We start from the raw sequence: 26,709 nt of genomic DNA on the forward strand, positions 1-26,709 counted from the left end.
GGTCCTCGTAGCGGAGCTACTAGGGCATTTCGGCAACGCGGGAAGCGTGCGTGCCAGGGCGTGGCCGCCCGATCAGAGGTCACCCGACAGGCTCTCAGGGCCATGGGGGACCGCCGGACGGGCTTGAGCACCAAGTCCGTCCGGCGATCGAGGACAGGAACGGTCACCCGGTCACCCCTGCACGTCCCGCCTCCGGAGCGCTCCCAGTCCCGCCGCCACCAGGACCGCCGCGCCCGCCGTGAGCCACAGCGCCGGCGGCCACTGCATCTCCGTGCCCGGCAGCTTCGGCAGGTGGCTGAACGGTGACAGGTTCATCACCGGCTGCGGCATGTTCATCGCCGGTCCGATCCACCCCAGTGCCAGGCAGATCCCGACGACTCCCCACGAGGCCACCGCTGCCTTCGGGAGCGCGCCGTACAGCAGGACGGCGAGTCCTCCGAGCAGCCAGACGGCGGGCAGCTGCGCCAGCGACGCGCCCAGTACGGCCGGGAGTTCGTGGCCGTAGCCTGCGGCCAGGCCGAGGCCGCCGACCGCCATGATCAGTGCCGCGCCGCCGAAGGCGATGACCAGGTGTCCGGCCGCCCAGCCGATCCGGCTCACCCCGCCCGCCAGCACGGGTTCGGCGCGCCCCGCGGTTTCCTCGCCGTGCAGCCGCAGCACCGACGCGACGATGTACAGCGCGGCCACCATCCCCAGCATCCCGACCATCGCGGCGAGGAACACGTCGGTCAGACCGGCCTGTCCGCCCATCCGCTCGAAGATCTCCTTCGTCTTCTCGTTGGTGCCGACGATGTCCGCCGCCCCGCCGGTGAGCCCGCCGAAGACGGCGCCGACCGCGGCGAACGACAGCGTCCATCCGATCAGAGCGCCGCGCTGCAGCCGCAGTGCCAGCCCGAAAGCCGTGGAGATCCGCCCCGACGCGGGTCCGGGACGGGGCGGCAGGAAGCTCATGCCGATATCGCGCCGCCCGGCCAGGATGTACGCGATCCCGCCCTGGATCAGCGCCGCCGCGCCGATCACCAGCAGCACCCACCACCGTTCGCCGGCGTAGGCACGGACGTTCTCCGCCCAGCCGATCGGCGAGAGCCAGTTCAGTACGGACGAGGCGTCGTCCGTCGACGAGTCGCCCGCCGCCTTCAGGACGAACGCGGCGCCGATCACCGCCGCCGTCAGCCCCTTCGCGAGCCGTGCGCTCTCCGTGAGCTGGGCGGCGATCGCCGCGGTGCAGGCGAACAGCACCCCGATTCCGGCGACCGTCAGCGCGAGCGCCACCGCTCCGGCGCCGCCCGCTCCGGACCCGGCCATCCCGGCGACGATCATCAGGGCGAGCGCGGCGTTGGCGACGAACGCGGCGAGGAGGGCGGAGGTCAGCGGGGCGCGGCGCCCCACCATGGCGGAGGAGAGCATTTCCTGGCGGCCGGTCTCCTCCTCCTCGCGGGTGTGCCGGATGACGATGATCAGGCTCATCACGGCTGCCAGCGCGGCGCCGAAGCCGGCCATGCGCCAGGTGACGAGCCCGCCGACGGAGTCGTCGAAGACGGGTCCGTACACCGCGCGCAGCGAACTGTTGCCGTTCATCGACGCGGCGAGTTCGGCGCGCTGGGCCGCGGTGTCGTACAGCGAGGAGAAGGACTTCCCGACGGAGGAGAACGACCCGCCGAGCACGATCACCCAGATCGGCATCATGATCCGGTCGCGTCGCAGCGCGAGCCTGAGCAGGGCTCCGGTGCTGGTGAGCTGCCCGCCCCGGGCGGGGCGTCCGGCACCGGTCGCGGGCACGGTTACGGAAGTCATCGCGCCGTCACCCCCGCGCGTTCGTCGGTGTCCGCGGCGTAGTGCCGCAGGAAGAGTTCCTCCAGCGTCGGCGGGGTGCTGGTCAGCGACCGTACGCCCGACGCGGTGAGCGACCTGAGGACGGCGTCGAGCTTGTCCGTGTCGACCTGGAGCGTGACCCGCATGCCCTGGATGTCGATGCCGTGCACGCCGGGCAGGTTCGCGAGCCCGTTGGGCGCGCCGGCCAGTTCGGCGGTGATGCTCGTACGGGTCAGGTGCCGCATGTCCGCCAGGGAACCGGTCTCCACCGTGCGTCCCTGCCGGATGATGCTCACCCGGTCGCAGAGCGCCTCGACCTCGCTGAGGATGTGGCTGGAGAGCAGGATCGTCCGTCCGCGCTCGCGCTCCTCGGCGACGCAGCTCTGGAAGACCTCCTCCATGAGCGGGTCGAGCCCGCTGGTCGGCTCGTCGAGGATCAGCAGATCCACGTCGGAGGCGAACGCGGCGACGAGGGCGACCTTCTGCCGGTTGCCCTTGGAGTACGTACGCCCCTTCTTGGTGGGGTCGAGTTCGTACCGCTCGATGAGGGCGGCCCTGCGGGCCGGGTCGAGGCCTCCGCGCAGCCGGCCGTACAGGTCGATCACCTCGCCGCCGGAGAGGTTGCGCCACAGGGTGACGTCACCGGGGACGTATGCCACCCGCCGGTGCAGCTCGACCGCGTCGTTCCAGGGGTCCCGGCCGAGCAGCTGGGCAGCGCCGGAGTCGGCCCGCAGCAGGCCCAGCAGGACCCGGATGGTGGTGGACTTCCCGGAACCGTTCGGCCCGAGGAAGCCGTGAACCTCACCGGTCTCGACCGCGAGGTCGAGGCCGTCCAGCGCGTGTGTCCGCCCGAACGACTTGTGCAGTCCGGCCACGGTGATTGCCTTCGTCATGTTTCTGAACGTACGCTATATTCACAAACTTGTGAAGTTAAGGAAGCGTATAAAGTCAGGGTGTGGCCCGGAGCCGGGGAACCCGCAGGACATTTCAGGGGAGACGATGGGGCGATGAGCAGCGAAACCGGCGCGGACGGGCGTGAGCGCGAGCCCGAGCCCGAGCCCGAGCACGCGCGCGACGAGGAGGCCGTGTCGCGGTTCGTGGAGCGCTTCGCGGCCGAGATGACCGAGGCGGGCATGCAGCGGATGGCGTCCCGCGTCTTCGCGGCGCTGCTCGCGGACGACGACGGCTCCATGACCTCGGCGGAGCTCAGCGAGCAGCTTCGGATCAGCCCGGCCGCGGTCTCCGGGGCGATCAACTACCTCACGCAGGTCAGCATGGTCGGCCGCGAACGCGACCCGGGCTCGCGCAGGGACCGCTACCGCCTGCACAGCGAGATCTGGTACGCCACCTTCGCCAGCCGCGACCGGGCCCTGACTCGCTGGGAGCACACCCTCAAGGAGGGCGCACAGACCCTCGGCCCGGACACGCCCGCCGGTGCGCGGCTCGCGGAGACTGCGGCGTTCTTCGAGTTCCTGCAGACGGAACTGGTCGGCCTGATGGACCGCTGGCGCGACCACCGCAAGAAGTTCGACGTCCCGGAACGGAGGAGCTGAGGGCTGCCGCGCAGTCCCCGGTGCATCGGCGCCCGGCGTCGGATGCGGTGCGTCGCAAGGCGGAGGAGCGGCATTGTACCGGGCGTATTCGGGTGTTCCGGCAACGCGGCGAGGCGCCGCAGCTCTCGCTGTGCGCCCTCCGGGGAGGCCGTTAGGGCCTGTTCTGAGTTCCCCGTCGTCCGCGCGCAGCGCGGGCGCAGCGGTGGTCGGTGCGGCGAGCGTGCGTGCCGGGCGTCGGGGCGCAGGCGGGGAACTCAAAACAGGCCCTAGGGGACAGCCCTCGGACAGGAGGCCCGGGACACAGGGTCCTGGGCCTCGGCTCGGAACGGGCTCAGGTCAGCGGGTGCGACGTCCGGCCGGACGCCTCGTCGATCTCGTCGTGCGCCTTGGTCAGCAGGTTCATGGCGAGTTCGTTCAGTGCTCTGGCACCCGCGATCTCCTCGCCGACCCTCGGCTGCTGGGCGTCGGAGGGGTGGCGGCTTGCGTATCCGTGCGCACGTACCTCGTTCCCGTCGGGAAGCCGTACGAGGGCGGCGGCGCGGGTGCGGTGGTTGTCTTCCTCGAATTCCAGATCAATGTGCCATCCGACAGCGGTTTTCATCATGGCGAACACCTCCAGGACCTGCTACCAGGGTGCGCCTCTTTCCGCACCCGCGCTCGGTGTGCCGGGGTCGGCCGCGGCAGGTGCGACAGGTCCCCTGAACCCTCACGTGCGCGCCCCCGGCGCGGGGATCAGCCGCTCTCCGCCGCCACCGGCAGCATCAGCCCCCACGCACCCGCCCGCATCGTCCATGTCCTCGTCCGGACCGGGCCGCCGACCTGTATGTCCGCCCGGTAGCGGAAGTCCGCGCCGGAGACCGTGACCGCCTTCGCCTCCGCGGTCACCGGTTCGCCGGCCGTCGTCCGGACCACCACGTCCGCCAGACCCCCCTCACCGCCCTGCGGGCTCACCGTCACCGATTCGACCGGCCGGTCCAGATCGTTCACCAGCACCCCGTCCACCTCGACCCGCAGCCGATGGGCGCGGGGCGGGACGGGCGTGGCCTGCGACGGGGCGGGGCGGACCAGGGTCCGTACGAGGGAGCGGCAGGTGTCCCAGACCGCCGTGACGCCCGTGTGCGCCGCCGCCGTCCCCGGTACTGCGGTCAGGGCGGGGATGCGCAGGGCACCCAGGACGACGCCGTCGCTGTCGTCGACCAGCAGGTCGAGCCGGCGCACCACCCCGTCCAGTGCCGCGCGCGCCGCGGCCACCGCGCCCAGGGGCACGCCGAGCGAATGCGCGAGTTCCAGCGCGGCCGCGGCACCCACCGGGACCAGCGAGAGCGCTGCACCGGCCAGCTCCCGCTCCCGGTGCAGGAGGGTCACGGCGCGCAGCAGCGACCGGTCGTCGCCGACGACCACCGGCCGCCTGGTGCCCCGGCGGGACAAGGCCCGCGCGAACTCCTCCGGACTGTCCGGGAGGCAGATCTTGGCGTGCGAACCGGCGCTCAGCACGTCCTTCGCGATCCGGACGGACTCGCCGTCGGTCCGGCGGGCGACAGGGTCGATGACCACCAGCAGCTGGTGCGTACCGTCGCCGGGGGGCTGGGCAGCCGACACCTCGGTCCTTCCTCGGGTAGCATCTTGGTGCAAGAGCCCCTTGCGCTATTGCGCCAGGGGCTTCGTCTATTCCGGGGCAACCGGTTCGACGGTTCAGGCTTCGTCGTACATCGTCGTACGGCATGTACGGCGTTGACGTACGCCCCCTGACCTTGGACATGCCCCGCCCGGAAGGGGTGTACGCCTGTGCCCGCACTTGTGCTGCTCGGTGCTCAGTGGGGTGACGAGGGCAAGGGAAAGGCCACCGACCTCCTCGGTGGATCCGTGGACTATGTGGTGCGTTACCAAGGCGGTAACAATGCCGGCCACACGGTGGTCGTCGGCGACCAGAAGTACGCACTTCATCTCCTCCCCTCCGGAATCCTTTCGCCGGGGTGTACCCCGGTCATCGGTAACGGTGTCGTCGTCGACCCGGCGGTCCTGCTCTCCGAGCTGAGTGGGCTCAACGAGCGCGGCGTGGACACGTCCAAGCTGCTGATCAGCGGCAACGCTCATTTGATCACTCCGTACAACGTCACCGTCGACAAGGTGACGGAACGGTTCCTCGGGAAGCGGAAGATCGGCACGACCGGCCGCGGTATCGGCCCGACGTACGCCGACAAGATCAACCGTGTGGGCATCCGCGTCCAGGACCTGTACGACGAGTCGATCCTGGAGCAGAAGGTCGAGGCGGCCCTGGAGCAGAAGAACCAGCTCCTCGCCAAGGTCTTCAACCGCCGTGCCATCGAGTCCGGCAAGATCGTCGAGGAGATGCTCCAGTACGCGGAGCAGATCAAGCCGTACGTCGCGGACACGACGCTGATCCTCAACGACGCCATCGACGCGGGCAAGGTCGTCCTCTTCGAGGGCGGTCAGGGCACGCTGCTCGACGTCGACCACGGCACGTACCCCTTCGTCACCTCGTCGAACCCGACCTCGGGCGGCGCCTGCACCGGTTCCGGTGTGGGCCCGACGAAGATCAGCCGGGTCATCGGCATCCTCAAGGCGTACACCACGCGCGTCGGCGCCGGTCCGTTCCCGACGGAGCTGCTCGACGAGGACGGCGAGGCGCTGCGCCGGATCGGTGGCGAGCGCGGTGTCACCACCGGCCGCGACCGCCGCTGCGGCTGGTTCGACGCGGTGATCGCACGGTACGCGACCCGGGTCAACGGTCTCACCGACTTCTTCCTCACCAAGCTGGACGTGCTGACCGGCTGGGAGCAGATCCCGGTGTGTGTCGCCTACGAGATCGACGGCAAGCGCGTCGAGGAACTCCCGTACAGCCAGACCGACTTCCACCACGCGAAGCCGGTTTACGAGATGCTGCCGGGCTGGTCCGAGGACATCACGAAGGCCAAGACCTTCGGTGATCTGCCGAAGAACGCGCAGGCGTACGTGAAGGCGCTGGAGGACATGTCCGGCGCCCCGATCTCCGCGATCGGTGTCGGCCCCGGCCGTACCGAGACCATCGAGATCAACTCCTTCCTGTAGGACGGGACAACGCGGAGGGGGCCGGGGCGGCTGCCCAGCCCCGGCCCCTTCCGCGCGTTCAGCCCGCGGAGGGTGCGTCTGGTGAGCTCGACGGTCAGTTCGTGCAGTTCACGCCCAGCTGTGCGGCCCTGCGGGCGGCATGCAGGTCCGGCGAGTGCCGGAGAGCGACCGGTGGCCGGCGTCGGCCGTGGGCCGGGCCGACCCGGAGTTCCCGATCGAGCTGCTTGCCGCGGTGGGCCGCACGGCGGATCTGCCCAGCCGGTGCCGTGCCGCCGGCACGCAGGGCTGCGGGCAGTCGTTGGGAAGCGACATCGTCCTCGTACCCCGCCTGGAGCAGCACCGAGCCGTCGGAGAAGGTCAACTCCATGGCGGGGCCTCTCTCCGTCGGACCGGACGGCGTCCGACGCTAGGGCCTGTTCTGAGTTCCCCGCCTGCGCCCCGACGCCCGGCACGCGCGCTCGCCGCACCGACCACCGCTGCGCCCGCGCTTCGCGCGGACGACGGGAAACTCAGAACAGGCCCTGGAGGGCACCACTGGCAATCGCGAGGTCCGGCGACGCGCGGCCGGCGACAGCGACCACCCCCGTGGACCGCTGCCGTCGTTCACCACGCCGTTACTCGACGCCTCTGTGCCCACGGACGGCACCCGACATCCCCCGACATGCATGCCGTCCGCGGAACACGTTCGGACTGTAGGTCGGCGAGTACCCGACAGTAAGATTCAATTCGCACGGTGTGGGCATCGCGGGGGTAACAGTCCGCACAGCCAGACCGGCGACCGGTACTTTGCACTCCGGTTTTCTCCACAGCGGGGGACAGAAGCAGGGACGGACAGGTACGAGTACGGAGCGGAGGGCCTGTGCGAGCGCGGGAACGGGCCGACGACGTACTGCGGATGCACCGCCTGGCCCGCGTCGGTGGCGTGCAGGAACTGCTGCGCTGGCTGTCGGGATGCGCCGACGGCTGGGCCGGACTGCTCCACGACGACGGAACCGTCCTGCACGCCGTGGCGCGGATCTCGGACCGCACGAGCGCCGCGGCCGTCACGCTCGCCTCCGAAGGCGCCAGGGAACTGACGGCCCGCGGCGCACGCTCCTTCACTCTCGACCGTGGCCCGGACACCGCTCTGCTGTTCCCTCTCGACGGCCCGCCCGATGCCCGTGACGTCCGCGTCCCGGTCCTCGCCGTCGTCACGCGCCGTCCGCTGCCGGACGGGCTGGCCACGCTCCTTGCCGACGCGGTGATGCCCCTGGCCATGTGCTGGGCGGCCGAATCGGTCGAGCGCAAACGCCGCCGCGTGGACCTCGCGGAGTCCCGCGGCCGGGAAGCGGTGCTGCATCTGCTGATGACCGGCCAGCTCTCCATCGCCCACCAGGTCGCGGGCGCCCTGAAGCCCAGGCTGCCGGACCCCGTCCAGGTGTGCGTGGTGGAGTGCCCGGGCGGGCGGCGGGACGAGGTGGCGAAGGTCTGCATGGATCTCTCCGGCGGACGGTCCTGGATCGTGCGGTGTCCGGTGTACGCACGCCACTTGATCCTCATCGTGCCCGCCGGCCCGGGCGGGACCGAGCCGCGACTCGGCCGCGAAGTCGCCGTCGCGGTGGACGACTGCGTGGTCGGCGTGAGCGAGGAGGTTCCGCTCAGCGACACGGCGACCGGATACCGGCAGGCGTTCCATGCCCTGGCGGTCGCCCGCGGACTGCCGGTCCGCCACGCCCGGTTCGGCTCGGCGCCGGAACCGGCGCTGCTCGTCGGCGCCGAGGGTGCACAGTGGGCCGACGTCCTGTTGGCGCCGCTCCTCACCTATCTGCCCCGGCGCAGCCAGGACCCCGGCAGTCAGGAACTGGCGGCGACGCTGGGTTCCTGGCTCGCGTTCTCGTCCCACGCGACCAAGCATCTGAAGATCCATCGCAACACCCTGTCCGCGCGGCTGCGGTTGATCGGCGAGCTGCTCGGACGCGACCTCAACCGGCTCGCCGACCAGGCCGCACTCGACCTGGCGCTGCGGATCCGCGCCACACCCGCCCGCGCACCCCGACCTGCCGAGCCCGAGAAGGGGGCCCGCTCCCTGGACGAGATCCTGCGCCGCCCCGACGTGCGGGAGTGGGCGGCCCAGCAACTGCAACCGCTCCGCCGGAACGGCGGGACGGCCGAGGCGACGGTCCGGTCCTGGCTGGAGTGCGAGGCCCAACTGGCTCCGGCCGCAGCGACGTTGGGAATCTCCGTGCCGGGCGCCCGCAAGCGTCTCACCCGACTCGAAGCGGCACTTCAGCGCTCACTGCTCCAAACGCCCAGTGCGCGTTACGAGTTGTGGCTGGCTTTCCGGGCACTGGACGTTGCGGGTGTCACCGACCCGGCGTGAACTCTCGCTCGGCCGCCGTGACCCCCGGCTCACGCTCGGCACCGCAGAGGCCGTGCGGCTGGCGCCCCGGGTCGAGGAGTGGCGGGCGGCCGGGGCGACCGACGCCCAGGTGCGGGAGGCGCTGACCAGTGGCCTGCCCACGCCCGTGCTGACGGCGCCGGGCCTGATCGGCGACCGGCTGACCCGCAAGATGCCCGTCCGGCCCGAACCCCCTGTGCCGCCCGCGCCGCTCGCGCCGCGCGCCGAGTGCCCGGAGTGCGGAGTGCCGGTCGCGGACTCGGCGGCCTGCCGAGTCTGTGCGCCACCCTCGGCGAATCCCGCACACGCCCGGTTCCGGGGCGCCGCCGAACGGGGACGGGCCAAGGTCCGGGCCACCCTGGGCGCTCTTGCCGAGGCTCCGGCCACTTAGGGCCTGTTCTGAGTTCCCGCTGCGCCCGCGCTTCGCGCGGACGACGGGGAACTCAGAACAGGCCCTAGAGGAGCTGACAAAATGGGCGCCCGGCGCGCGGCGTCTGGGTGCAAGACCCCGTGCTTTCCGCCGACGGCGCCCGGCAGGTTCGTCCATCCGCTCCTGCTGCTCAACGCGGCCGCAGCGCTGCTCGGCTGAACCCTTCAGCCGGTCTTCGTGTACGTGATCTTCTCGCCGTTGTCCGGGTTCTCGCGGCGCAGACTGCCGTCCGGCAACAGCGTCAGCGTGGTGGCCTTGCCGGGGGTGCAGGACGACATGGGTTCGCCGAGCGTGATCGTGGAGGGTCCGATGTGGACCGGTCCGTCGGGGGACGGCTCGTCGGTCAGGTCCGCCTGGAAGACGCAGCGGTAGGTGCCGCCGGTGTCGATCGGACCCTTCGCGGTGAGGGTGAGGACGGTCTGGCCGACCTTGCCCTGCTGGATGACGAGTTCGCGGGTGGAGTGACCGGTGGGGTTGTCGATGCTGCCGGACCAGGTACCGAGGTAGCCCTCGGGGATGGAGCCGTCGCCGTTCTTCTCCTCGTCGGAGGGGGGCGGGGAGGCGTCGGAGGGGGAGTCCGACGGCTCCTCGGCCGGGCCGTCGGACGCGGACGGGGTGAGCGAACTGTTCGGGGAAGCACCGGACTTCGTACCGTTGTCGGTCATGAGCGCGTACACCGAACCGCCCGCACCGATCGCGACGAGCACGGCGACCACGATGAGAGCGACGGTCGAACCCGCCGTGCGGCGTGCGGGTTCGGGCTGTGGGGCGGGGGCGGGATAGAGGGGGCCGTACGGAGGTGTGGAGCCGAAGCCGGGGTGCTGCTGGTGCGGATATCCGTAGCCGTACGGCTGTCCCTGACCGGGGTGCGGCTGGGCGGGCAACTGCGGGTAGCCGTACACGGGGGCAGGGCCCGGTATGGGGGTTGAGGTGCCGATCACCGTGGGTATCGCACGGACCCCGCCGGGTGCTTGCGGTGCGGGAGGCTGCAGGGCGGGAGGCTGCGGGGCGGGCGGTTCCGCAGCCGCGGGCACCGCATCCTCCGGGCCGGGCGGGTCAGCCGGTTCCGCAGGCTGTTCCGGCTGTTCCGGCTGTTCCGGCTCCTCCGGGTCCTCCGAGTCCAGCAACTCCACCGCGTGACGGCCCAGCTGGGCGAGGAGCGCGCTCGGCAGCCACGGTTCGGCGGGCTCGTCCTCCGCCAGCCGCTCCAGGATCGCGTCCGTCGTCGGCCTGGCGGCCGGGTCCTTGAGGAGGCAGTCCCGGACGAGGTCGACCAGATCCACCGGGACGCCGGTCAGGTCCGGGTCCTCCTGTGCGATCCGGAACATCAGCGCATGGACCTCGTTCTCCGCCCCGCCGAACGGAAGCCTGCCCGTCGCCGCGTACGCCAGCACCGAGCCGAGGCAGAACACATCGCACGCCACGGTCACCCGCTCGCCCCGCACCTGCTCCGGCGCCATGAAACCGGGCGAACCGACCAGCGCCCCGGTGCGGGTGAGACCCCCGTCGGTGGCGGTGTCCAGTGCCCGGGCTATGCCGAAGTCGATGACCCGCGGACCGTCGATCGTCAGCAGAATGTTGGACGGCTTGAGGTCGCGGTGGATCAGCCCGGCGGAGTGGATGGCCTGGAGCGCGCGGGTCAGCCCCGCACCCAGGATGTGGACCGAGCGCTCGGGCAGCGGACCGAAGGCCCCCGAGGCCGGTCCCACCGGTGCGCCCGCGCGCCCGGAGACGGTGACCTGGAGGGACGGCCCGGCGACGTATCCGGTCGCGACCCACGGCACGGCGGCCTCGGTGTCGGCGTCCAGCACGGGGGCCGTCCACGTCGAGCCGACCTGGCGTGCGGCCTGCACCTCCTGGCGGAACCGGTCGCGGAACTCCTGCTGCTCGGCGAGCTCCCGGCGTACCAGCTTGATCGCGACGGTACGGCCCCGATCGGACCGGGCCAGATAGACCTGCCCCATGCCGCCCGCGCCGAGCCGCCCCAGCAGGCGGTACGCACCGATGCGTTGCGGGTCGGCGGACCCGAGCTTTTCCATGGTGTGCAACCTCCCCCGTGCGGCGACACGCCGGACGGGTCGAGAATAGCCGCGCACGTCACGCCCCAGCAGTCCGGCCGGGTGTCGGTTTCGTCCGCTGCCGGCTGCGTCCCTCAAGCGCCGGACGGGCCGGGTTCAGCCGCTGGACAGGACGGGGTTCACGCGCTGGGCGGGGTGGGTTGTGCGCCGGTCACCGCGTCGACTGCAACCGACAGCCGTTCCAGCACCCGCACCGTATCCTCCCGTGCCGACCCGACACCCTGCCCACCAAACCGCCCCACGCCATACAGGTTGGCCATGTCGAGCCGCTCACCGCACGACCTACGCTCGCCGCATGACCCCTCATGCCTCCCATGCCTCCCACGCTCCGCAGGTCGACTCCGCGGCCGGTGCGGCCGTGAAGGCCGCCGACCGTGCGCACGTGTTCCACTCCTGGTCCGCCCAGGGCCTGATCGACCCGCTCGCCGTCGCCGGCGCCGAGGGCGCGTACTTCTGGGACTACGACGGCAACCGCTACCTGGACTTCACCAGCGGCCTCGTCTACACCAACATCGGCTATCAGCACCCCACCGTTGTCGCCGCGATCCAGGAGCAGGCGGGCAAGCTCGCCACCTTCGCTCCCGCGTTCGCGATCGAGGCCCGCTCCGAGGCCGCACGCCTCATCGCCGAGCGGACCCCCGGCGACCTGGACAAGATCTTCTTCACCAACGGCGGCGCCGAGGCCGTCGAGAACGCCGTCCGGATGGCCCGGCTGCACACCGGCCGTACGAAGGTGCTCTCCGCCTACCGCTCGTACCACGGCGCCACCTCCACCGCGATCAACCTGACCGGGGACCCGCGCCGCTGGCCGTCCGACAACGGCTCGGCGGGTGTCGTACGGTTCTGGGCGCCGTTCCTCTACCGCTCGCCGTTCTACGCCGAGACCGAGGCCGAGGAGTGCGCCCGCGCCCTTCAGCACCTGGAGGACACCCTCGCCTTCGAGGGGCCCGCGACCATCGCCGCGATCATCCTGGAGACGATCCCCGGCACGGCGGGCATCATGACGCCTCCGCCCGGCTACCTCGCGGGCGTCCGCGAGATCTGTGACCGGTACGGCATCGTCTTCATCCTCGACGAGGTGATGGCCGGCTTCGGGCGCACCGGCAAATGGTTCGCCGCCGAGCACTTCGACGTCACACCCGACCTGATGACCTTCGCCAAGGGCGTCAACTCCGGTTACGTACCGCTCGGCGGTGTCGCGATCTCCGCGGAGATCGCCGCCACCTTCGAGACCCGCCCCTACCCGGGCGGACTCACGTACTCCGGTCACCCGCTGGCCTGCGCCGCGGCCGTCGCCACCATCGGCGTCATGGAGGACGAGAAGGTCGTCGAGAACGCCGCCCGCATCGGCGAGACCGTCCTCGGCCCCGGCCTGCGTGAGCTCGCCGAGCGCCACCCGTCGGTCGGCGAGGTGCGCGGTCTCGGCGCGTTCTGGGCGCTGGACCTGGTCCGCAACAAGGAGACCCGGGAGCCGCTGGTCCCGTACAACGCCGCAGGCGAGGCCAATGCGCCGATGGCGGCGTTCGGCGCGGCCTGCAAGAAGAACGGCCTGTGGCCCTTCATCAACATGAACCGCACCCACGCCGTTCCGGCCTGCAACGTCACGGAGGCCGAGGCCAAGGAGGGTCTGGCGGCTCTGGACGTGGCCCTGTCCGTCGCGGACGAGCACACCGTCTGACACGCTCCCGCCCGCATTCCGCGGGCCGTCCGCATGGCGGCCCTCCCCTGTGCCCGGATCCGGGCACACCGGCCCTGGCTTAAGGTGGCCCGAAGCCGAAAAGGGAGGGTCGCCATGCGCGCGAGTGGAACTGTGACCCGCAGTACGCTGCGGCAGCAGATCGCGGACGCGCTGCGTGACGAGGTGCTCGCCGGGCGTTTGCAGCAGGGGCGGGAATTCACCGTCAAGCAGATCGCCGAGCAGTACGGGGTTTCCGCGACGCCCGTCCGCGAGGCGCTCTTCGATCTCTCCGCGCAGGGCCTGCTCGAATCCGACCAGCACCGCGGGTTCCGGGTGTACGAGTTCACCGTGGCCGACTACCGGGCGATCGTCGAGGCCCGCACCCTGGTCGTCGACGGAGTCATCCGCAGCATCTTCGACGGGCCGGTCCGCCCGAAGGGTGCGCAGTCGGCGAAGTGCCGCGACGCGCTGGTCTCCGTGCGCCGTCGCGCCGAGGAGGCCGCACGGGCGGCGCGGGGCGGTGACCTCGACATCCTCATCGGGTACGACCTGCGCTTCTGGCGTGAGCTGGGCGCGTTCGTCGGTAACACGTACATCACCGACTTCCTGCACCGGCTGCGCATCCAGGCCTGGGTGTTCGCCGTGCCGTACCTCCGCAGCGACGGGGATGTGCGCGACTGGCTCTGGAGCGGCCACCCGGACCTGGTCGCGGCGATCACGCTCGGGGACCGCGACGCGGTGCGCGCGGTGATCGACGGCCACAACGCCCACGCGCTGAGCTGGGCGGAGCGGCTCGCGGCCGGCGGCCCGCCGCATCCGGGGCACGGCGGCTGACGGTCCGGCAGCGAGGTGTTCCGCAGCCGGACATGAAGGACCACTGTGCGCGGCGGTCCCCTCGCATTACGCTGTCCCGACCATCGCGCGAACCGCGCGAGATCCTGTGGGAGAGCGAGACTTCGTGGCCTGTGACCTGTGGCTGGTCCCCCTCGTCGATGTGCTGTGCCAAAGCCCCGACAACCCGTTCGCCGAAGAGATAGCCGTCTACGACAACGCGCTGGGCGAGGCCGGGCTCCCGGCCGTACCCGTCTACGCCTACATGCCGGGTCTGACCGGCGATGTGGCCCCGGTCGCGGCCTTCGACTACGACGCACTGCACTTCCTGCGCCGCGCCTATCTGCTGCAGCTGAGCGGTCTCGCCGTCACGCCGGTCGACGAACTGGGCGGCGACTACGAGCAGCTGCTGGAAATGTTCGAGTCGACGGCGCGGCAGTCCCACCTGGTCTGGCACTTCGACCATGCGGGGGCGTACGTCCCCGTGGACTTCCCCTCCCCGCTCTCCAACGACCAGCTGCTGGAGGGCGGCGGCCCGCTCGGCTCGGCGCACGGGCTGCTGCGGGAGCTGGAGTACGTTGCTCCGTCCATCGGCATCGACCCGGCGAACCCGCCGGCCGCCCCGCTGCCGCCCATCGCGCCGACCTCGCTGGAGGAGCCGGCGAGCCCGATTCCGTACGACGACAGTCCGTTCGCCCGGGAGCGGCACGTCTGGCTGGGCCTGCACGCGGCGGCGACCCGCAGCCTCGCGCAAGGCTCCATGATCATCTTCAGCTGACGCGGCGGCCCGGACCGCCGAGGTCACCGCCCACCGGAGTCACCGCCCACCGGGACCGCCGTCACCGGGGTGACTCCGGTGGGCGCTGCCGCGGCATGTTCGGCCGGGTCACCGACTGCATCGGGAACCGCCCCTGCGCCGCCCCCGGCTCCGTACGCCCGCCGATCCCGCTCCCCGAGACCAGTGCCTGCATCCCCATCGGCGCAGGCCCGGCCCGGAATTCCACCATCCAGTCCGCGGTCTCGCACCGTACGAGATCCGTGATGTCCTCCGAGAACCGGCGCAGCACCCCCAGGCACCGCTCGGCCGCCTCGCTCGCCGTGCCCTCGGTCGGCCCGAGCACCTCCCGTACGCACTCCGACGCCCAGTCGAACTGCAGTACCTGAAGCCGTCGCTGCACGGCCTGCGCCGTGGCGAGGTTCCTTATCCAGCCGGAGGTCAGGCCGAAGTACCGGTCGCAGGCCATGCAGGCGGCTCCCAGCAGCAGCGAGAGATAGCCCCAGCCGGCCGCCCCGTGCAGCGCGCCCGTCAGATCGAGCAGCGGCAGCGCCGCGCCCGCGACCGCCCCGGCCGCCGTGCCGATCCGCAGCGCCCTGGCGCCGAGCCGCTTCCACACCCGGTCGTTCAGATACCAGCCGGCGGTGCGCAGCGCCTCGGCCTCGACCCAGCGGTACAGCTCGTCGAGGCGTTCCGCGGGTTCGCCCCAGTCGCCGAGCGGGAACGGCTGTCCGGTCAGATCCCGGCCCCGCGCACGGAAGCCGGAGCGCGGCTCCGAGCCCGGCCCGGAGCCCGGGTCCGAGCCAGGCGGAACGGCCGAACCGGGCGCGCCGGACTCGTTGCGGGGCGCCCTCTCGGGCTGAATCTCCGGCTGACTCACCGGGGCACTCCTCTGCACTCTGCGTTTTCGACGTTTCGGACGCGCGTATGGGACACGTGCATGCGATGACGGGCGGACCTTCGGCGTGGCCGTCTGTCCCGCTTGTGTAACCCTGCGTGGCGGACGACGCACGTGTGCGTATTGATATGCATGCCCTTCCTACCGCCGAATGGTGGGCCGTGGGGCCGAAATCGCGGTATTCCCGGGTGTGCATGCCCTGTGATCAGGTATAGGAGTCTTGCCGTAGTTGATCGGATTTCACCCGAAAGGGTTGCTCGGTAGTGGGTGGGGCGCGGTTCCCGGTGACCACGTAGGCTCGGCATACCGAAACATTTGTCGTCGAAATGCCAGGAGTGACCGTGATTCCCGGTGGCGGGCAGCCCAATATGCAGCAGCTGCTGCAGCAGGCCCAGAAGATGCAGCAGGACCTCGCCCAGGCTCAGGAGGAGCTGGCCAGGACCGAGGTCGACGGTCAGGCGGGTGGCGGTCTGGTGAAGGCGACCGTCACCGGCTCCGGCGAGCTCCGCAGCCTCGTGATCGACCCCGAGGCGGTCGACCCCGAGGACACCGAGACGCTCGCGGACCTCGTCGTCGCCGCAGTCCAGGCGGCGACCGAGAACGCGCAGGCGCTTCAGCAGCAGAAGCTGGGCCCGCTGGCCCAAGGGCTGGGCGGCATGCCCGGTCTTCCCTTCTGATCCGCCCGCACCACAACTACCGTACGTACCACGACAGCAACAGCAGTAGCAGTCGAGGCACTCAGCTCAGGAAGGCGTTCCGTTGTACGAAGGCGTGGTTCAGGACCTCATCGACGAACTGGGCAGGCTGCCCGGCGTCGGTCCCAAGAGCGCGCAGCGGATCGCCTTCCACATCCTGCAGGCCGAGCCCACCGACGTGCGCCGTCTCGCCCAGGCCCTCCTGGAGGTCAAGGACAAGGTCCGGTTCTGCTCGGTGTGCGGCAATGTCGCGCAGGAGGAGCAGTGCGGGATCTGCCGCGACGCACGCCGCGACCAGACGGTGATCTGTGTGGTCGAGGAGCCGAAGGACGTCGTGGCGATCGAGCGGACCCGTGAGTTCCGGGGCCGCTACCACGTGCTCGGCGGGGCGATCAGCCCGATCGAAGGCGTCGGCCCGGACGATCTGCGCATCCGCGAGCTGCTGGCGAGGCTCGCCGACGGCTCGGTCACGGAGCTGATCCTGGCCACCGACCCCAACCTGGAGGGCGAGGCCACCGCGACCTACCTGGCGCGGATGATCAAGCCCATGGGGCTGCGGGTGACGCGGCTGGCCAGCGGGCTGCCGGTGGGCGGCGACCTGGAGTACGCGGACGAGGTCACCCTGGGCCGCGCCTTCGAGGGGAGGCGCTTGCTGGATGTCTGACCCCACCCTGTACGACACCTGCACCATGGCCGGGATCCTCGCGGACGAAACCCTGACGTCTCACGGCGGCTTTACGTTCAGCGGCGCTATGTTCTACTCACCGTTCGCGACCGTGCCCACGGGAGGTCCCCTCGATGTCTGACGCCACGCTGAATTCCGTCACGCAGAACCCGGACGACTTCGCCGTCCAGATCGCGGACCAGATCAAGACGTTCATCGTCGCGGTCACCGAGGTTTCCAAGGTCGACGAGCCGGAGCAGGCCGTCCCGACTCTGCTCCTCCAGGTCTCCCAGCTGCTCCTCGCGGGCGGCCGGCTCGGCGCGTACGAGGACGTCCTCCCGGACGAGCGCTACGAGCCGGACCTGGGTGCCGAACCGGACGCCGACGGCCTGCGCGAGCGGTTCGCGGCCCTTCTCGAACCGATCGACGTCTACTCCGAGGTCTTCGACCCCTACGAGCCCCGCAAGGCCCCGGTCCCGGCCCGCATCTCCGACGACCTGGCCGATCTGGTCACGGACCTGCGTCACGGCCTGGCCCACTACGAAGAGGACCGCGCCACCGAGGCGCTGTGGTGGTGGCAGTTCTCCTACTTCTCCAACTGGGGCTCCACCGCCTCCGCCACCCTGCGCGCCCTCCAGTCCCTGGTCGCCCACATCCGCCTGAACCAGCCCCTCCAGGAACTGGACGGGCTGGACACGGACTCGGAGACCGTCGACGACGACCTGGCCGAGGAGGCGGGCCGGGTCATGGCCGAGGAGATCGCGGGACCGCTGGGGCTGCGGCCGGTGCAGTAGCGCCGGCGCGCCCGTCCAGGAGCTTGCGCACTGCCTCGTTCAACGTGATCGGCATGAACATGAGCCCGGGGGTGGCTGGAATGGGAAGTTGCGCCGTCGACCGCTTGACGCGCACGGGCTGTCGCGGACGCGTATAGGCTGCTTGCCCACCGTTCTACAGGGGGAGTGTGCGATGGCGGACGAGGTGTGGGCGGGCCTGGCGGAGGCGATCGGCGCGATCCGCGACGAGTTGCAGCAGGCGGAGGTCGCGGGGCGCGGGAAGCCGGTGCAGTTTCGTACGGGGCCGGTGGAGCTGGAGTTCACCGTGGACGTGAAGAAGGACGCCGAGGGCAGGGCCAAGGTGTCCGTGCTGCCGTTCGGGATCGGCGCGGAGGCGAAGGCGGCGGCGTCGCAGAGTACGACCAGCCGCCTCAAGTTCACGCTCCAGCCGGTGGACGAGTCCGGCGAGGACAAGCGGATCTCGGACGAGTCTGCGAAGCGGCCGAAGTAGGGGGCGGGACAGGGCTTCCGATGGACGGGCAGCGGGTCGTTGAGATCTGGGACGAGTCGGGGAAGAGCGCGGGGACGGGCTACCTCGTCACGGACCGTCTCATTCTTACGGCGTTCCACAATGTCGAGGGCGCTGGTCGACTGGAGGCACGCAGGCTTCTCGGTGAGTGGGTCGCGGCCGAGATCGTCTGGCCGCAGGAGCCACCGGACCTGAAGCGTGAACCGCAGGCGGACGCGGCCCTGATTCGGATCACGGATCAGTCCTGGGTTCCGCCTCACGGGGCTCCGGTCCGCTGGGGGCGCATCGATCACACGGCGCCGATGGTGAGCAACGAACAACTGGGCTTCAACGCACAGGGGTTCCCCCGCTCCGAGCTGCGCAACGAGCAGCGGGACACGAAGCAGATCAGCGGGGACATCGAACGGCTGACGGGCTTGAAGTCCGGCTTGATCACGGCGTACGTGAACAGGGTTGCCACACCGGAAAAGCCGAGTGCCACCTCCTGGTGGAAGGGAGCGTCGGGAGCGGCTCTGTTCTCCGGCCCCTGGCTCATCGGCGTCATTGTCGGGGACCGCGATCGTCAGTACTCGGCCAACCAGCTCACGGCGGTCTCGGTGGCGTCGCTGGTGGCCCGCTCCGGATTCGTCGAGACTCTGGGGAACGAGCCGCTGTTGGAAACGGTAGTCCCTCGCGAAACACCGAACTCGCGCATGGCCTACGAAGTTGAAGCACCACACGGTCTGAACAACTTGCCGGAGCTGCCGTCCCGTACATTCGTGGGCAGGGACGAGGCGTTGGCGGCACTGGCGGAGAAGCTTTCGGCGGATTCCCGGAACACCACACAGACGATCCATGGACTGGGCGGTGTCGGGAAGTCGACCTTGGCCCTGCACTATGCCCACGCCCACGTCGCTTCGTACAGCCTGGTGTGGTGGATTCGTTCCGACAACGCCGATCTGATCCGCACCGATCTTGCTGCCCTCGGACACCGGATCCGAGGCGAGCAGGGAGACAGCGAAACGATCCACGAGGCAGCGGACTGGGCGATCGGCTGGCTACAGACGCATCCGGGCTGGCTGCTCGTGTACGACAACGCGGAGAATCCGGAGGACATCAGACTCGTCACGGGAAGTCTGGGCAGTGCCGGACACCACCTGGTGACGAGCCGCTTTCAGCACGGCTGGAATTCGGAGCCGTTCGAGCTCCGGATGCTTGACGCCGAGGCGTCCGCGAACTTGCTCAAACTGCTCACGGGGAGCGATGACGATGCCGGCATCCGCGCGCTGGCCGACGAGTTGGGGCACCTTCCGCTGGCGCTGCAACAGGCCGGCGCGTACATCCGTCAACGACACCTCACGGTCGCCGAATACCACCAGCTCTTCAACCGACGACCGGACCGGCTGACGGCCACCGCTCCGGGAGGGTTCGACCCGGCCAGGACGATGGCCCGCATCTGGCGCATCACGCTGGAGATACTTCAGGAACGCGATCCCCGGGCCGTGGAGCTCCTGCGCGTCCTTGCTTGGTACGCCCCGGTGGAGATCCCCCGGGGACTGCTCGAACCGTTTGTCGAGGATCTGCTGGATCTGGACGACATCCTGGCTCTGCTCGCCGGCTATCACCTGATCACCTTCGGCCGGGAGGCCATCGGGGTCCACACACTGGTCCAGACCGTGGCACGAACGCCCGCGACCGATGATTCACAACGCCTGCCGGAGCTGATCGCGGTCGCACGTGACACGGCCACGGATCTCATACATCGGGCACTCCCCAACGATCCGGAGGGGGATGCGTCCGAGTGGCCTCGCTGGATGGCCCTCCTCCCGCATGCCGAAGCTCTCTTCCGACACGCGTCGCCGGAGAGCGACAGCGCCACCACGGTCCGGCTTCTTGGGAAAGCCGGACGCTTCCTCGGCCGTCAGGGCCGACGCAGAACCGCCCTGGTGCTGCTGGAACGCTCCGTGGACAGCTCCGGGCACGCCCTGTCCGCGGGCGATGAGGACCTCAGCCTGCTTCTGCGGGGGTATCTCGCCGACGCCTGCCGGGAGAACGGCGATCGCCGACGGGCCGTCGAGGTTGCCGAAAGCGCGCTCGCCGACCAGGAGCGCGCACATGGTGAGGATGCTCCCTCAGTAATCAGGGCGCGGCTCACCCTTGCCAAGGCCTATGCGTCTGCCGGAAATTATGACCGAGCACGTGGGCTCGCCAGGAGTGCGGTTGAACAGCGGGTCCGTGATGTGGGAGAAGGGCACGAAGAGACGATCAGGGCACGTAATGACCTTGCTCTGATTCTTGCTCAGGCGGAGGAGAACGGGCCGGCTTTCGCGATAGTGGAAGAGAATATCTCTCGTCCTGAGATTCAGGTGGAAGGTGATGCCCGAGCATGGCAGACACGTGCTCTCTTGAGCCGTATGTCGGTCATGGTGTCGATGAGGGATGTGTTTCGTAACCTGGCCACCTTCGTCACGAATGGAGAGAACGGGGGTGGCGAGACAGGGGTTGCTGGGGCATTCCGAGAGATGAGCGAAATCTTTGTGGCTGTGCAGAGTGCGGCCACGGACGGTCGTGGGAACGCCATGGTCCATGCGGAGCAGGCTCTCGCAGAGGCTCGATCCGCCCGGACGGCAGAGCACCCTGATGTACTCACGGCACAGATTCACCTCGCCCATGTTTGTCTCATGTTCGGCGACGTCGAGCGGGCTTCGACTCTGATTCATGAGGTCATGCCCATCTGCGAGCGGGTGCTGACGGAGAAGAGCCCCATGACCGTCGAAGCGCGGGCGCTCATGACTTTGCTGGATTTCGATGGAGACCTGGAACGGCTGGGTCCGCTCATGATGAACTTGCTCGCAGAAGCAGAATTTCCTTTGCCCCTGCAGCAACTGCTGGAGGACTTTTACGGTCGCGTCGATGCCCTCCAGATGAAGCTGAGCGGATTCCGGTTCCCGGACGAAGGCCCGGTCACTGACTGATCAGGTCACGCGCCGCCTGCAGCCGTTCCGCGTTCACGTACGGCGTGGGCGTCGTCGGTGTGGCTGCCACGCCACCAGGCTTTCGCCGCCGATCGCGGCTGAGTCTTCGCAAGTCGGCTCAGGGCTCAAACCTCGGGCTCCGGTGCGGGACCGTGCTGGACACCCAGCGTGTGGCGGTTTCTCAAAGGCAACCACCGGGCGTTCTCGCTCGCGGATCTGCTGATCGCGTCGACCGCACAGCGGCACGGCGTCACCGTCCTGCACCACGACGAGGACTACGGCCAGATCGCCGAGATCACCGGGCAACCGAGCCGCTGGGTCGAACCCGGCATGGCGGACCGGACCGAGTGGCCCGCCCACACCCTCCTGCCGTCACCCTCCGTCGCGCCGCAGATCACCCGCAGGCATGAACCCCAGCTGCGCACCGTTGTCCGTGCGCGACACGCGCCACAGCTCGTCCGCGCCCTGGCGGGTGCCGTTCACCGGGGTGCCCGGGGCCAGGTAGCCGACGATGTCGGTCCAGGGATTCGCGCCGCGTAGATCGCGGCGTCGGCGCGGGTGGCGAAGCAGGTGTCGCCCGCATGGGCCGGGGCGGCGGCCAGGGGCACGGAGGCGAGGGCGAGAAGCAGTGGGAGAGTGCGGAGCGGCTTGTGCGTCGGGGGAGTTTCCGGGGGCGGTCCGTGGGGTTCCGGTTCACTCTGGAGAGGACGGACCCGGAGATCGTGGACCTGCCCGGTGTGGGCTGAGCCACATGCGGGCGTGGTGCCGGGATCGCTGGGCAGCAGACCCGTACGAGCAGTCCGGGTGACGCCCCGATGATCACGTGGTGAGCGGGACATCTCACGATGCGATATCAACGGGGCGATCCCGGACTGCTCGTTAAACTGAGTCGACCGCAGTAATGGACTGAGCGAGGAGCGCACGTGGGCCTTGTCGTGCAGAAGTACGGAGGCTCCTCCGTAGCCGATGCCGAAGGCATCAAGCGTGTCGCCAAGCGAGTCGTCGATGCCAAGAGGAACGGCAACCAGGTGGTTGTCGTGGTGTCAGCGATGGGCGACACGACGGACGAGTTGATCGATCTCGCCGAGCAGGTTTCACCGATGCCTGCCGGGCGTGAGTTCGACATGCTGCTGACCGCCGGAGAGCGGATCTCCATGGCCCTGCTGGCGATGGCGATCAAAAACCTGGGTCACGAGGCCCAGTCGTTCACGGGCAGCCAGGCCGGCGTCATCACCGACTCGGTCCACAACAAAGCGCGCATCATCGATGTCACGCCGGGCCGTATCCGGACCTCGATCGACGAGGGCAACATCGCCATCGTCGCCGGGTTCCAGGGGGTGAGCCAGGAGGGCAAGAACATCACCACCCTCGGCCGCGGCGGGTCCGACACCACCGCCGTCGCACTCGCGGCCGCGCTGGACGCCGAGGTCTGTGAGATCTACACCGATGTGGACGGTGTCTTCACCGCCGACCCGCGGGTCGTGAAGAAGGCCCGGAAGATCGACTGGATCTCCTTCGAGGACATGCTGGAGCTGGCCGCGTCCGGCTCCAAGGTGCTGCTGCACCGGTGCGTGGAGTACGCACGCCGCTACAACATCCCGATCCACGTCCGTTCGTCCTTCTCCGGACTGCGCGGCACCTGGGTCAGCAACGAGCCGCAAGGGGACCAGAAGGTGGAGCACGCGATCATCTCCGGAGTCGCCCATGACGTCTCCGAGGCCAAGATCACGGTCGTCGGCGTGCCCGACAAGCCGGGCGAGGCCGCAGCGATCTTCCGCACCATCGCGAACGCGGAAATCAACATCGACATGGTGGTGCAGAACGTCTCCGCCGCGTCGACCGGTCTGACCGACATCTCGTTCACGCTGCCGAAGGCCGAGGGCCGCAAGGCCATCGACGCCCTGGAGCGCAACCGCGGCACGATCGGCTTCGAGTCGCTGCGCTACGACGACCAGATCGCGAAGATCTCCCTGGTCGGCGCTGGTATGAAGACGAACCCCGGGGTCACCGCGGCCTTCTTCGAGGCGCTGTCCGACGCCGGTGTGAACATCGAGCTGATCTCGACGTCCGAGATCCGCATCTCGGTGGTCACCCGCGCCGACGACGTCATCGAGGCCGTGCGCGCCGTGCACACCGCCTTCGGCCTCGACAGCGACTCCGACGAGGCCGTCGTCTACGGGGGCACCGGCCGATGACGCCTCGCCGCCCTTCGCTCGCGGTCGTCGGAGCGACCGGGGCGATCGGCGGTGTCATGCTCCAGATCCTTTCGCAGCACGCGGACGTCTGGGGCGATGTGACGCTGATCGCCTCGCCGCGCTCGGCCGGCCGCAAGCTGGTCGTACGCGGCGAGGAGACCGAAGTCCTCGAACTCACCGAGGACGTGTTCGACGACGTGGACGTGGCCCTCTTCCTGGTGCCCGACGACGTGTCCGCACGCTGGGCACCGATCGCCGCGTCCAAGGGCGTCGTCGTCATCGACGACTCGGCGGCGTACCGGCTGGACACGGACGTGCCGCTGGTGGTGCCCGAGATCAACCCCCATGCCGCACGGATCAGGCCGCGCGGCATCATCGCGAGCCCCAACTGCACCACGTTGTCGCTGATCGTCGCCGTCGGTGCGCTGCATGCCGAATTCGGGCTGCGGGAGCTCGTCGTTTCCTCGTACCAGGCAGTGAGCGGCGCGGGCCGCGACGGCGTCGTGGCGCTGCGCGAACAGCTGTCGATGGTCGCGGGCACGGAACTGGGCACCAAGCCCGGGGACGTACGCCGCGCCCTCGGGGACACCGAGGACTCGCCGTTCGCCGCGCCGGTGGCGCTCAACGTCGTGCCGTGGGCCGGGACCGACGCCGGGGACGGCTGGTCGTCCGAGGAACTGGCGATCCGCGACGAATGCCGCAAGATCCTGGACCTGCCGAGCCTGCGGGTCGCGGCGACCTGTGTGTACGTACCCGTCATCGCGACACACTCCATGTCCGTGCACGCCCGCTTCGAGAACGAGGTCGCGGTCGACCGGGCGCACGAGATCCTGGCGACCGCGCCGGGCGTCGTCCTCTTCGACAGCCCGGCATCCGGCGACTTCCCGACGCCGTCCGACGTCGTGGGCACCGACCCGGCCTGGGTGGGCCGGGTGCGGCGGTCGCTGGACGATCCGCGCGCCCTGGAGCTGTTCGTCTGCGGCGACAACCTCCGCAAGGGGGCGGCGCTGAACGTGGCGCAGATCGCCGAAGCGGTGGCCGCAGAATTCCCCCGGACCTGATCCGACCGTTTCTGTATGTTCTGTGAACCACCTGTGAGCAAGTTGCTGGTCAGAACCACTTGAGCTGGGACCTTGCGGTGCCCGACGATGACCTTTGGTGTGCTGGAACCGGCGGCCGGGGAGCGCGCGTCTCTGCGGTCACTTCTTGCGCGGCGGGGCGCGAAATCGTGGCATTCGGGGAAGAGCAGGTACGTATGGGGGCATGTCGCACAGTGCCAAACATGGTGCCGTACGCGTACAACCCTGACGGGGGGAAACGTGTCCAACAGGCGTGGCAGAGGTTCTCGACATCACAGTGGTGGGCCCGTTGCGGGGCGCTTCAGTGCGTCCGCTCCGGAGGCCCCGCGCACCCGGCGGTATGCCGGTGATTGCGCCCATGCCCGCTGCGCGCCCCGCCCAGCTCCCGTCGCAGCGCGAAGGCGCTGAGCGCAGCATGGCAGCCGGAACCACCGTTGACCACCTCACCGAGACCTACCGCGCCCACTACCGTTCGCTGCTCGGCCTCGCGGCCCTGCTGCTGGACGACACCGCGTCATGTGAAGACGTGGTGCAGGAGGCGTTCATCCGCGTGCACTCGGCGCGCAGCCGGGTACGTGAGCCCGAGAAGACACTCGCGTACCTGCGCCAGACGGTCGTCAACCTGTCGCGCTCCGCGCTGCGCCGCCGCATCCTCGGGCTGAAGCTGCTCTCCAAGCCGATGCCCGACATGGCGAGCGCCGAGGAAGGCGCGTACGACCAGCTGGAGCGGGACGCGCTGATCAAAGCGATGCGGGGGCTGCAACGGCGCCAGCGAGAGGTACTGGTGCTGCGCTACTTCGCGGACATGACCGAGGCCCAGGTGGCCGAGACGCTGGGGATATCGCTGGGTTCGGTCAAGGCGTACGGCTCGCGCGGCATCGCGGCGCTTCGCGTCGTGATGGAGGCCCAGGCATGAACTGGCGCGGGCGCAGGCAAGGACGCACGCATGAGCGTGGGATTGACCGGACTGGAAACGGAATTGTGAACCACGGGCCGGAGAACAGCTCGAACGCGCAGCCGAACGGGCCTCGGGACCCGCGGCCGGATGCGGACGCCAGCACGGAGGCCGCCGCATCCGTGACGGGCGCGGCAGGCGCGCAGGAGGCGCAGGGCGGGGGCGACGATCCCGCCGAAACGGCCCGGTTCGGGGGTCTGTCGGAGCTCTTCGGCACGGACTCCGACGACGGTTCCGGCGCAGCCGACGGCTCCGGCCCCGACCTGGACGAGCTCGCACTGCGCCGCATGTTTCACGGCGCCGTCCAGGACCTCGCACCCACCGACGGTGCCCTCGACCACCTGCGGCGTGCCGTTCCCGCCCGGCGCGCCCGGCGGCGGCAGGCCGTCGTCGGCATGGCGGCGGCGGCGCTGCTCATCGGCACCGCGGTCCCCGCGTTCGTCCATGTCGCCGGTTCCACCGGCTCGGACACCGCCAACCCGGCTATCGCCGGACACAGCGAGCAGGCCCAGGGCGGCAACGGCGCCGATTCCGGTTCGGCTGCCGACGAGAAGAGCCAAGGCGGCAGCACCGACGGGCACAACAACGGCTCCAACGGCCACCCCAACAGCACCAGCAGCCCCTCGGGCAGTGGCGGCACGGGCACCGACGGCAGCGCGTCGGGCGGGGGCGCCGACCCTGCCGACACCGAGGCGGCTTCGACGCCGGTCTGCGCCCCGGGGCAACTCGGTGTCGCATCCGCCCAGGCGGGCGCGGCCGGTGCCGACGGCACGGTGTACGGCACGTTCCGTATCTCCAACATCTCCGGCACGGAATGCACCGTGACGAGCAGTGGCACCGTGGGCTTCGAGACGACGGGCGCGGCCGACCCGGCCAGGATCGATGTCGTCCAGCACACCGCGGGCGACCCGGCGGCCGGACTGCCCGACCCGTCGCAGGAGGCGGGCACGGTGCTGCTGAAGCCGTCCATGGCGTACGAAGTCCAGTTCGCCTGGGTACCGAAGGACACCTGCCCGACCGCCGGCAGCTCGCCGACCCCGACACCGACCGACAGCGCCGTGGGTACCAGTGGCGGCACCAGTGAAGGGACGTCGCAGGCGGAGCCGCAGCTCGGTGGCGCGGACGGCGGCGGAACGCTGGAGGGCAGCGTCGCTGTGACGCACACTGCGGAGCCCGGTTCGCCGGTCGCGGCGGCGAGGATCCCCAACGCCTGCGCGGGCACGATCTACCGGACGGGCGTCATCGCCCCGTCGGCGTAGCGACGACGGCGCATACGTGAGGGGGTGGGGGGGGGGGGTTAGGGGGGGCCCCCCCCGCCGGGGGCGGGGGCCGCCCCGGCCGGGGGGGCGTGGGGGGGGGGGCGC

24 protein-coding genes and 1 pseudogene are annotated in these 26,709 nt (G+C 70.1%); 18 read left to right on the forward strand and 7 right to left on the reverse strand.

Going from position 1 to position 26,709, the window contains the following annotated elements:
• Window positions 1-171 precede the first annotated feature (171 nt).
• Together AB0915_RS28545 and AB0915_RS28550 are read right to left on the reverse strand one after the other, a co-directional pair.
• Window positions 172-1,794, reverse strand: coding sequence for an ABC transporter permease (locus AB0915_RS28545; protein ID WP_366693810.1), 1,623 nt, complete (start codon window positions 1,792-1,794; stop codon window positions 172-174).
• A complete protein-coding gene (locus AB0915_RS28550) occupies window positions 1,791-2,705 on the reverse strand; it encodes an ABC transporter ATP-binding protein (protein WP_366693811.1) in 915 nt (304 codons plus the stop codon). The genes AB0915_RS28545 and AB0915_RS28550 overlap by 4 nt, the downstream gene beginning before the upstream one ends.
• Before the next feature lie 225 nt (window positions 2,706-2,930).
• Here AB0915_RS28550 and AB0915_RS28555 point away from each other — a divergent pair, with 225 nt between their 5' ends.
• Complete coding sequence (locus AB0915_RS28555) at window positions 2,931-3,365, forward strand: helix-turn-helix domain-containing protein (protein WP_366693829.1); 435 nt, start codon at window positions 2,931-2,933, stop codon at window positions 3,363-3,365.
• 331 nt (window positions 3,366-3,696) lie between these two features.
• Here AB0915_RS28555 and AB0915_RS28560 read toward each other — a convergent pair whose 3' ends face one another.
• Together AB0915_RS28560 and AB0915_RS28565 are read right to left on the reverse strand one after the other, a co-directional pair.
• A complete protein-coding gene (locus AB0915_RS28560; RefSeq protein WP_366693812.1) occupies window positions 3,697-3,969 on the reverse strand; it encodes a DUF1876 domain-containing protein in 273 nt (90 codons plus the stop codon).
• Between the two features lie 128 nt (window positions 3,970-4,097).
• On the reverse strand, window positions 4,098-4,964 hold the full coding sequence (locus tag AB0915_RS28565; protein WP_366693813.1) for a diacylglycerol kinase: 867 nt from the start codon (window positions 4,962-4,964) through the stop codon (window positions 4,098-4,100).
• A 186-nt stretch (window positions 4,965-5,150) separates the two neighbouring features.
• Here AB0915_RS28565 and AB0915_RS28570 point away from each other — a divergent pair, with 186 nt between their 5' ends.
• Complete coding sequence (locus tag AB0915_RS28570) at window positions 5,151-6,434, forward strand: adenylosuccinate synthase (RefSeq protein ID WP_366693814.1); 1,284 nt, start codon at window positions 5,151-5,153, stop codon at window positions 6,432-6,434.
• A 94-nt stretch (window positions 6,435-6,528) separates the two neighbouring features.
• On the opposite strand, the gene AB0915_RS28575 is transcribed toward AB0915_RS28570, so the two are convergent.
• A complete protein-coding gene (locus AB0915_RS28575; RefSeq protein WP_366693832.1) occupies window positions 6,529-6,801 on the reverse strand; it encodes a hypothetical protein in 273 nt (90 codons plus the stop codon).
• Window positions 6,802-7,329: 528 nt separating this feature from the next.
• On the opposite strand from AB0915_RS28575, the gene AB0915_RS28580 reads away from it, so the two are divergent.
• On the forward strand, window positions 7,330-8,793 hold the full coding sequence (locus tag AB0915_RS28580) for a helix-turn-helix domain-containing protein (protein WP_366693830.1): 1,464 nt from the start codon (window positions 7,330-7,332) through the stop codon (window positions 8,791-8,793).
• Window positions 8,774-9,202 (forward strand): hypothetical protein, encoded by a 429-nt coding sequence (locus tag AB0915_RS28585; protein ID WP_366693815.1) that lies wholly within the window; start codon window positions 8,774-8,776, stop codon window positions 9,200-9,202. The genes AB0915_RS28580 and AB0915_RS28585 overlap by 20 nt, the downstream gene beginning before the upstream one ends.
• A gap of 203 nt (window positions 9,203-9,405) precedes the next feature.
• Here the strand turns inward: AB0915_RS28585 and AB0915_RS28590 are convergent, their stop codons facing one another.
• Window positions 9,406-11,280, reverse strand: a complete 1,875-nt coding sequence (locus tag AB0915_RS28590) for a protein kinase (RefSeq protein ID WP_366693816.1) — start codon at window positions 11,278-11,280, stop codon at window positions 9,406-9,408.
• Between the two features lie 334 nt (window positions 11,281-11,614).
• Here AB0915_RS28590 and AB0915_RS28595 point away from each other — a divergent pair, with 334 nt between their 5' ends.
• From AB0915_RS28595 to AB0915_RS28605, 3 genes are all read left to right on the forward strand, one after another.
• Window positions 11,615-12,997: an aspartate aminotransferase family protein gene (locus AB0915_RS28595; protein ID WP_366693817.1), complete on the forward strand. Its 1,383-nt coding sequence runs from the start codon at window positions 11,615-11,617 to the stop codon at window positions 12,995-12,997.
• 114 nt (window positions 12,998-13,111) lie between these two features.
• The gene (locus AB0915_RS28600) at window positions 13,112-13,831 is read left to right on the forward strand and encodes a GntR family transcriptional regulator (protein WP_366693818.1); all 720 of its coding nucleotides are present in this window, start codon (window positions 13,112-13,114) and stop codon (window positions 13,829-13,831) included.
• Between the two features lie 124 nt (window positions 13,832-13,955).
• On the forward strand, window positions 13,956-14,606 hold the full coding sequence (locus AB0915_RS28605) for a hypothetical protein (RefSeq protein ID WP_366693819.1): 651 nt from the start codon (window positions 13,956-13,958) through the stop codon (window positions 14,604-14,606).
• A 61-nt stretch (window positions 14,607-14,667) separates the two neighbouring features.
• Here AB0915_RS28605 and AB0915_RS28610 read toward each other — a convergent pair whose 3' ends face one another.
• Entirely contained in the window at window positions 14,668-15,483 is an 816-nt protein-coding gene (locus tag AB0915_RS28610) for an SLATT domain-containing protein (protein ID WP_366693820.1), read from the reverse strand.
• Window positions 15,484-15,842: 359 nt separating this feature from the next.
• Here AB0915_RS28610 and AB0915_RS28615 point away from each other — a divergent pair, with 359 nt between their 5' ends.
• From AB0915_RS28615 to AB0915_RS28665, 11 genes and pseudogenes are all read left to right on the forward strand, one after another.
• A complete protein-coding gene (locus tag AB0915_RS28615) occupies window positions 15,843-16,178 on the forward strand; it encodes a YbaB/EbfC family nucleoid-associated protein (protein WP_366693831.1) in 336 nt (111 codons plus the stop codon).
• Between the two features lie 82 nt (window positions 16,179-16,260).
• Window positions 16,261-16,860: a recombination mediator RecR gene (recR, locus tag AB0915_RS28620; protein WP_366693821.1), complete on the forward strand. Its 600-nt coding sequence runs from the start codon at window positions 16,261-16,263 to the stop codon at window positions 16,858-16,860.
• Window positions 16,853-17,002: a hypothetical protein gene (locus tag AB0915_RS28625; RefSeq protein WP_366693822.1), complete on the forward strand. Its 150-nt coding sequence runs from the start codon at window positions 16,853-16,855 to the stop codon at window positions 17,000-17,002. The genes recR and AB0915_RS28625 overlap by 8 nt, the downstream gene beginning before the upstream one ends.
• Window positions 16,995-17,654 carry a DUF5063 domain-containing protein gene (locus AB0915_RS28630; protein ID WP_366693823.1) on the forward strand — a complete coding sequence of 220 codons (660 nt, stop codon included), beginning with the start codon at window positions 16,995-16,997 and terminating at the stop codon, window positions 17,652-17,654. Before AB0915_RS28625 ends, AB0915_RS28630 begins: the two co-directional genes overlap by 8 nt.
• A 172-nt stretch (window positions 17,655-17,826) precedes the next feature.
• On the forward strand, window positions 17,827-18,144 hold the full coding sequence (locus AB0915_RS28635; RefSeq protein WP_366693824.1) for a trypco2 family protein: 318 nt from the start codon (window positions 17,827-17,829) through the stop codon (window positions 18,142-18,144).
• A 20-nt stretch (window positions 18,145-18,164) separates the two neighbouring features.
• Window positions 18,165-21,116: an FxSxx-COOH system tetratricopeptide repeat protein gene (gene fxsT, locus AB0915_RS28640; RefSeq protein WP_366693825.1), complete on the forward strand. Its 2,952-nt coding sequence runs from the start codon at window positions 18,165-18,167 to the stop codon at window positions 21,114-21,116.
• Between the two features lie 183 nt (window positions 21,117-21,299).
• Window positions 21,300-21,455 (forward strand): annotated as a pseudogene (locus AB0915_RS28645) (PIN domain-containing protein); the annotation flags it as partial.
• A 584-nt stretch (window positions 21,456-22,039) separates the two neighbouring features.
• Window positions 22,040-23,311, forward strand: a complete 1,272-nt coding sequence (locus AB0915_RS28650) for an aspartate kinase (protein WP_345517394.1) — start codon at window positions 22,040-22,042, stop codon at window positions 23,309-23,311.
• The gene (locus AB0915_RS28655) at window positions 23,308-24,372 is read left to right on the forward strand and encodes an aspartate-semialdehyde dehydrogenase (protein WP_366693826.1); all 1,065 of its coding nucleotides are present in this window, start codon (window positions 23,308-23,310) and stop codon (window positions 24,370-24,372) included. The genes AB0915_RS28650 and AB0915_RS28655 overlap by 4 nt, the downstream gene beginning before the upstream one ends.
• 358 nt (window positions 24,373-24,730) lie before the next feature.
• Window positions 24,731-25,306: a SigE family RNA polymerase sigma factor gene (locus AB0915_RS28660; RefSeq protein ID WP_366693827.1), complete on the forward strand. Its 576-nt coding sequence runs from the start codon at window positions 24,731-24,733 to the stop codon at window positions 25,304-25,306.
• A gap of 161 nt (window positions 25,307-25,467) precedes the next feature.
• Complete coding sequence (locus tag AB0915_RS28665; RefSeq protein ID WP_366693828.1) at window positions 25,468-26,604, forward strand: hypothetical protein; 1,137 nt, start codon at window positions 25,468-25,470, stop codon at window positions 26,602-26,604.
• Window positions 26,605-26,709 lie beyond the last annotated feature (105 nt).

Source organism: Streptomyces sp. NPDC048411 (genome assembly GCF_040704695.1).
Taxonomy (GTDB): domain Bacteria; phylum Actinomycetota; class Actinomycetes; order Streptomycetales; family Streptomycetaceae; genus Streptomyces.

Bases quoted from the DNA above. Each gene is read 5' to 3' on its own strand.
- AB0915_RS28545 (WP_366693810.1), bottom strand. From the start codon at position 1,794: ATGACTTCCGTAACCGTGCCCGCGACCGGTGCCGGACGCCCCGCCCGG.
- AB0915_RS28550 (WP_366693811.1), bottom strand. From the start codon at position 2,705: ATGACGAAGGCAATCACCGTGGCCGGACTGCACAAGTCGTTCGGGCGG.
- AB0915_RS28555 (WP_366693829.1), top strand. From the start codon at position 2,931: ATGACCGAGGCGGGCATGCAGCGGATGGCGTCCCGCGTCTTCGCGGCG.
- AB0915_RS28560 (WP_366693812.1), bottom strand. From the start codon at position 3,969: ATGATGAAAACCGCTGTCGGATGGCACATTGATCTGGAATTCGAGGAA.
- AB0915_RS28575 (WP_366693832.1), bottom strand. From the start codon at position 6,801: ATGGAGTTGACCTTCTCCGACGGCTCGGTGCTGCTCCAGGCGGGGTAC.
- AB0915_RS28580 (WP_366693830.1), top strand. From the start codon at position 7,330: ATGCACCGCCTGGCCCGCGTCGGTGGCGTGCAGGAACTGCTGCGCTGG.
- AB0915_RS28590 (WP_366693816.1), bottom strand. From the start codon at position 11,280: ATGGAAAAGCTCGGGTCCGCCGACCCGCAACGCATCGGTGCGTACCGC.
- AB0915_RS28595 (WP_366693817.1), top strand. From the start codon at position 11,615: ATGACCCCTCATGCCTCCCATGCCTCCCACGCTCCGCAGGTCGACTCC.
- AB0915_RS28600 (WP_366693818.1), top strand. From the start codon at position 13,112: ATGCGCGCGAGTGGAACTGTGACCCGCAGTACGCTGCGGCAGCAGATC.
- AB0915_RS28625 (WP_366693822.1), top strand. From the start codon at position 16,853: ATGTCTGACCCCACCCTGTACGACACCTGCACCATGGCCGGGATCCTC.
- AB0915_RS28630 (WP_366693823.1), top strand. From the start codon at position 16,995: ATGTCTGACGCCACGCTGAATTCCGTCACGCAGAACCCGGACGACTTC.
- AB0915_RS28635 (WP_366693824.1), top strand. From the start codon at position 17,827: ATGGCGGACGAGGTGTGGGCGGGCCTGGCGGAGGCGATCGGCGCGATC.
- fxsT (WP_366693825.1), top strand. From the start codon at position 18,165: ATGGACGGGCAGCGGGTCGTTGAGATCTGGGACGAGTCGGGGAAGAGC.
- AB0915_RS28655 (WP_366693826.1), top strand. From the start codon at position 23,308: ATGACGCCTCGCCGCCCTTCGCTCGCGGTCGTCGGAGCGACCGGGGCG.
- AB0915_RS28660 (WP_366693827.1), top strand. From the start codon at position 24,731: ATGCCGGTGATTGCGCCCATGCCCGCTGCGCGCCCCGCCCAGCTCCCG.